Here is a 5,423-nt window from a genome sequence, read left to right as displayed (position 1 = left end):
GAGACCATGAATCCTGGTGGAAGCCCCTCAAATCAGGGGAGCACTATAAAGCTTATTACCAAAAGCAGTATTCAAAATAAAAAAAAGAGCCGCGTTGGGCTCATGAAAGATGTATGCCTTTTATTTCAGGCGTTCCTGCGAAATCTCTCCAGCGCCGCTTGCATCCCTGTGGTTGGAGCTCAGCTTCAATGAATGTGCGTTGAAGCATCCCACCCTTCTGCCCAACTCCCTGTCTGTCGAGCATATTTCGAATGTTATTGATATCGCAGTTTCGCGCTTCAAGCTCGTCGAGGATTTGGTCGAGCGTGAAATCCCCAAGCGTAATGATGACGTTTTCTTCCGAATCCCTCACAACCATTGGATGTAGGTTGATGACTAAATAGAGTCTCCGCATGCCATCGTGTTTGATAATCCTAACCATTTCATCGAGCGCCTTTTTCCAATCAGATACCCATTGCAGTGCATTATTGCAGAGTACCTGGTCGATAGATTGATCGGGGAACGTCAGTGCCATCATGTCACCTGTCACCGGTTCAACGCCTGCAATCTGTAGGCGCTTGAGCATTTCCTTGTTCCAGCGCGTCATGGCTTGCGCATAATCTACGCAATAGATTTTGAGATCGCGACTTGAGGTCGGTTGACTAAACAGCATCCTCATAAAAGCCTCGTAGAGACCGGGTCCCGCCCCCAGGCTCACCATAGTTTCCTTTTTCTTTGAAGGATTGAAGCGGATATATTTTGCGTAGGTATCAATAGTGATGCCATAGTTCGCAGGACTCTCGATCATTGCCCATTCTGCTGCCTGTCGATTCCAAAGTTTTCTGCACACTGCATCAGGGTCAGTAAGATCATCAACAGATATGATATGCTCACTATATTCATCACTCATTCTATCTGCCATACACATAGAATCAAATGCCGTGATAAGAAATTCAAGAAAGCTTCCTGCAATGCCTTTTTGAAGAAATGCTGAATCTTTATGAAGAATGAAATCTTGCCGAGAATGTGGCTGGTCACCAAAAGGAAAAACTAGATTTCCCATGTCAAGGTACACATGGTGCAATTCTATACATACGTATCGGAAAAGTCAAGATGAGACACCCTTTTTATTTGACACAAACGTTAAATCATGATAAACTCTTTTTCATATGAATACTATGCACAAAATCTCGGGTTATCAGAATTGCAATCCAGTCGCAGATTGGACGAGTTTCTTGTTGTCCTTCCGAGATGTTTTTTATAGAGAAAAGTAATCACATTCATATTTTTTTCACCATAAAAGGCGCCTCGGGAAGATAACCGAGGCGTTTTTCGTTTTTGGTTAGCCTTTCCACAATTGTACCTTGAACACTATGAGTAGACGAGTGATTGAAACAAAAGCAATCTTCTACACGCTATCTTTTCTCTCAATGTATGGCATGGGGTTTGTTGGCGCGACTTATGCAACATTCCTGACTTCCTATGGACTCGACCGGCTTGCCATGAATATTGTGAATGTCTTCTTTATGATCACGCTGTTCATGGGAGAATTGCCCACCGGTGCAATCGCCGATGTATTCGGCAGAAAAACTGCTTGCGTTCTTGCGTTCAGCATTCGAGCAACAGGCATGGTTATCTACGGCTTTTCCCATTCATTCTGGGCGTTTGTCCTTGCGGAAGTGATCGCAGGTATTGGACTGACATTCGAAAATGGTGCGCTACAAGCATGGGCAGTTGACCGACTAAAGCATTCGGGAGGACATGATGCAATTGATGTCATCTACCAGCGTAAGGCACAGATGAAATTACTTGGAGCTATGGCAGGCGGTATATGCGGCAGTCTCGTGAGTATGCATGGCCTATCACTCCCATGGTTTTGGGGAGCAGGCATTCTGTATTGCACCAGCATCTTAGTCTTTGTGGTTATGAAGGAAGAATACTTTGAGCCAAAGAAATACTCATGGACAGATGGCTTCAAAGCATTCAGAAATACCATCGTTGAGGGCTTGCATTTTGGCTTGAAGAGTCCTGTGATCCAATTCCTCTTCATTGCCAATGCGGTATTCCTCTTTGCTACACAGGCGCCAAATATGTTTTGGCAGCTGTATTTTAAGCCAGCAATCCATGCACAGTATCAGTACGGGTTCATTCACTTTACTGCGCTTGCGGCAATGTTTGCAGGTTCTACCTATGCTTTCCGAATTGCCAAGTGGATCGGCTGTGAACAGCGGGCGATTCTGGTGTCGTTTGTTTTTACGGGTATATGGCTTGGATTGGCAGGGCTTATCCCATTGATTGGCATAAGTTTGCCTGCATTCATCTTGCACGAGCTTGGGCGGGGTTTATTTGATCCTATTAAGGATAAATATCTCAATGCAAACATCCCATCAGAAAAACGCGCAACCCTCGACTCACTTCAGTCGACAACGAGGCATATCGGATCTATTACAGGACTATTGGTTAGCGGCATTATTGCAACGACAATGTCGGATGGTGCATCATGGATGATTTCAGGCATAGTGTTGATAGTTGGCGGACTTGCCGTCTATGTGCGCATCAGAGTGCGCGAAACAAATGGGACATCTTAGGTGATGTCCCTTTTTTTGACATTTAAATAAAAAAGTGATAGCATATTGCATGTTATGATATATATACCAGAATGATAGAGTGGCTACCAAACCTGGGTAGTCTTTTTTTATGAAGGGAGCATTATCCAAAGAATACGAATCATTGCCAAAAGTCGCGCTTGTTGGCAGAACCAACGTTGGCAAGTCAACGCTTTTTAATCGTTTAATCGGCGAACAAAAGGCAGTAGTTGCTCCTGTGCCCGGCACCACGCGTGATAGTAATTTTGGCATATGTACTTGGCGGGGTAGGCAGTTTGTTGTTGTAGACACGGGCGGCTATGATCCAAAGCCCAAAACAGATATTGATACACAGACCCAAAAACAGCTTGGCCGAATTATCAAGGATGCGGATATCGTATTGTTTGTGGTTGATGGACAAGAGGGAATTACCGTTGATGATAACCAGTTTTTGCGCAATCTACGAAAAGCCACGAAAAGGCCTATTATTGCTGTCGGCAATAAAGTCGACAAGATTTCTCAGGTTTCGGGTCTCTATGATCAGACATTCTTACGGCTTGGTTTAGGAGCACCTATTCCCGTATCTGCCGCCAGTGGATTGGGAGTTGGCGATTTATTGGATATTGTCATGGCACACTTTGTCCCGGAAGAAAAAGAACAAGAAGCGTCTGAGACGAAGCCGATTAAAATTGCAATTATCGGCAGGACAAATGTCGGCAAATCCTCATTGGTGAATGGAATGCTTGGCGAGGAGCGTGTGATCGTGAGTCCCATAGCGCATACAACTCGCGAACCTCAAGATACGCATATTGAGTATAAGGGCATACCATTGGTGATTGTCGACACGGTCGGCATGCGCAAAAAGGGAAAGGTACGTTCGATCATCGATCGCGAGGGTTTATTACGAAGTATTAAGAGCATAAAAAAAGCAGATGTTGTCATACTTATTTTGGATGCAAGCGTTACAGCGACTACTCAAGAAAGGAAATTATTGCAAATTGCAATCGATGTTGGCGCGGGCATCATGCTCATTATCAATAAGTGGGATCTTGTGGAAGATAAAAATCCAAAAACAATTCTATCGTACGAACGGTATTTCAGGGAAAAGTTTTCCTTTGTGCCATGGGCGCCGATGCTTTTCGTCTCTGCACTGGCGGAACAGCGGGTTTCCAAAATCCTCGATATGATACTTGCGATTCAAACTGAGAGAGAAAAACTTCTAGAGCAGAAAGATTGTACAGTGTTTCTCAAGCAAATGATCAAACGCCAGCCTCCGCAGATTCTTCGCAACAGAAAAAAGCCAGTCATATTCGGCTTCAAACAAACAGGCACGTGCCCGCCACGGTTTTGTTTGAGTGTGAATGAGCCGGATAGTTTTAGCTATGCCTATTTGCGTTTTTTGGAAAATCGACTCCGAGAGTTATTTGGGTTTGCAGGTACGGCTGTCGTTATTTATACTGAGCAGAGGAGGCGGCATGTATGAAATTTCTTTTTGGACTTGGAAATCCAGGCACGCAGTATAATGGTACTCGTCACAATGCCGGATTTGCGGTTGTGGACGCCGCCGTTGCGAAATGGCTCAATCATGAGGCCTTTACGCTTGTGGGAGCGGAGAAAAAGAAATCCTACGAATCTTGGGAGTTTCGATGCCATGGGATATCGTGCAAGGAATCTGAGCGGTTGTATTGCATTAAGCCACTTACCTACATGAATAAATCCGGGGATGTAGTCAGTGAATGGTTGCGCTATGCGCCTGGAGAGGTACAACCATCAACTGATCTCTGGGTTATCCACGATGAACTTGATATCCTTCTTGGAAAATTTAAAATCGATCAGAATAGTTCCTCGGCTGGGCATAATGGCGTACAGAGTATCATTGATGTGCTTGGCACTACGGCATTCGTGCGTTTTCGTATTGGCATACGGCTGGTTGAAGCTCAAAGAGAACCAACGGCAGATTTTGTTTTGAAGCCATTTACCCCCGCTGAACGGGGAGCGATGGAGGTGTGTATTCCACAGGTTATTGATGCGCTCGAAATATCGCTTACGGAAGGGATTAGTCGGGCGCAACAGAAATACCATCAAAAAGAAAAGTCTTCGGAACGCTCTTTGTCAGCGTGACTGCCCTATCGACGTGAGGAGGAGCACTTCGAGTGGGCCGTCGCTGACAAAGATCATGCCAAAGACTTAGGTACTTTTTACAACGCAATTATAGCATAAAATCGCCTTTTTGTCAAGAGGGGGCGGTTTAGTGCTATAATTATAATTAAAATAATCATCTCATATGAAACTACACTGGAAAAGAATCCTTCTCAAGCTTTCGGGTGAAGCTATGGGCGGCAAGGGCCAACTTGGGCTGGATATCGATGCGCTCAATTATATCGCTCGAGAAATTAAGTCTATCCACTCCCTAGGATGTAGAATAGGCATTGTCATTGGAGGAGGGAATTTCATCCGCGGACAGAAACTTGCGCAGATCGGCATCGATCGCACAACAGCAGATTACATGGGTATGCTTGGAACAGCGATCAATGCACTTGCGCTCCAGGATGTGCTCGAGCGTGCGGGTATGTATACGCGCGTCCTTTCGTCGCTTTCCATGATTCAGATTTCAGAGCCATTCATACGGCGTAAAGCACTGCGGCATTTGGAGAAGGGGAGAATTGTGATTTTTTCATGCGGTACGGGAAACCCCTATTTTTCCACTGATACCGCTGCTGCTCTGCGTGCATCAGAAATCAACGCCCAGGCCATCCTCAAGGCGACGAACGTGCGAGGGATTTTTCAGGAAGATCCAAAGCTGAATGCAAAGGCAAAATTCCTTCCGGAAATCGATGCGCTCAACATGCTTAAGAAGGG

General features: G+C 45.2%; 5 protein-coding genes. 4 read left to right on the top strand and 1 reads right to left on the bottom strand.

Annotated elements, in window-relative coordinates:
- Positions 1-100 precede the first annotated feature (100 nt).
- The gene (locus tag AAB400_01270) at positions 101-1,042 is read right to left on the bottom strand and encodes a class I SAM-dependent methyltransferase (GenBank protein MEK7648525.1); all 942 of its coding nucleotides are present in this window, start codon (positions 1,040-1,042) and stop codon (positions 101-103) included.
- A 310-nt stretch (positions 1,043-1,352) separates the two neighbouring features.
- Here AAB400_01270 and AAB400_01265 point away from each other — a divergent pair, with 310 nt between their 5' ends.
- From AAB400_01265 to AAB400_01250, 4 genes are all read left to right on the top strand, one after another.
- A complete protein-coding gene (locus AAB400_01265) occupies positions 1,353-2,567 on the top strand; it encodes an MFS transporter (GenBank protein MEK7648524.1) in 1,215 nt (404 codons plus the stop codon).
- A gap of 109 nt (positions 2,568-2,676) precedes the next feature.
- Positions 2,677-4,047: a ribosome biogenesis GTPase Der gene (der, locus tag AAB400_01260; protein MEK7648523.1), complete on the top strand. Its 1,371-nt coding sequence runs from the start codon at positions 2,677-2,679 to the stop codon at positions 4,045-4,047.
- Entirely contained in the window at positions 4,044-4,685 is a 642-nt protein-coding gene (gene pth / locus AAB400_01255) for an aminoacyl-tRNA hydrolase (GenBank protein ID MEK7648522.1), read from the top strand. Before der ends, pth begins: the two co-directional genes overlap by 4 nt.
- 163 nt (positions 4,686-4,848) lie before the next feature.
- Positions 4,849-5,423 (top strand): uridine monophosphate kinase (locus AAB400_01250; GenBank protein ID MEK7648521.1); only part of this gene is annotated, 575 nt, incomplete at its 3' end.

The organism is Patescibacteria group bacterium (assembly GCA_038065255.1).
Lineage (GTDB): Bacteria > Patescibacteriota > Patescibacteriia > JACQRZ01 > JACQRZ01 > JBBTRI01.
Note: the sequence above shows the minus strand (reverse complement) of the source record. Positions and strands in the feature narration are given on the sequence as shown.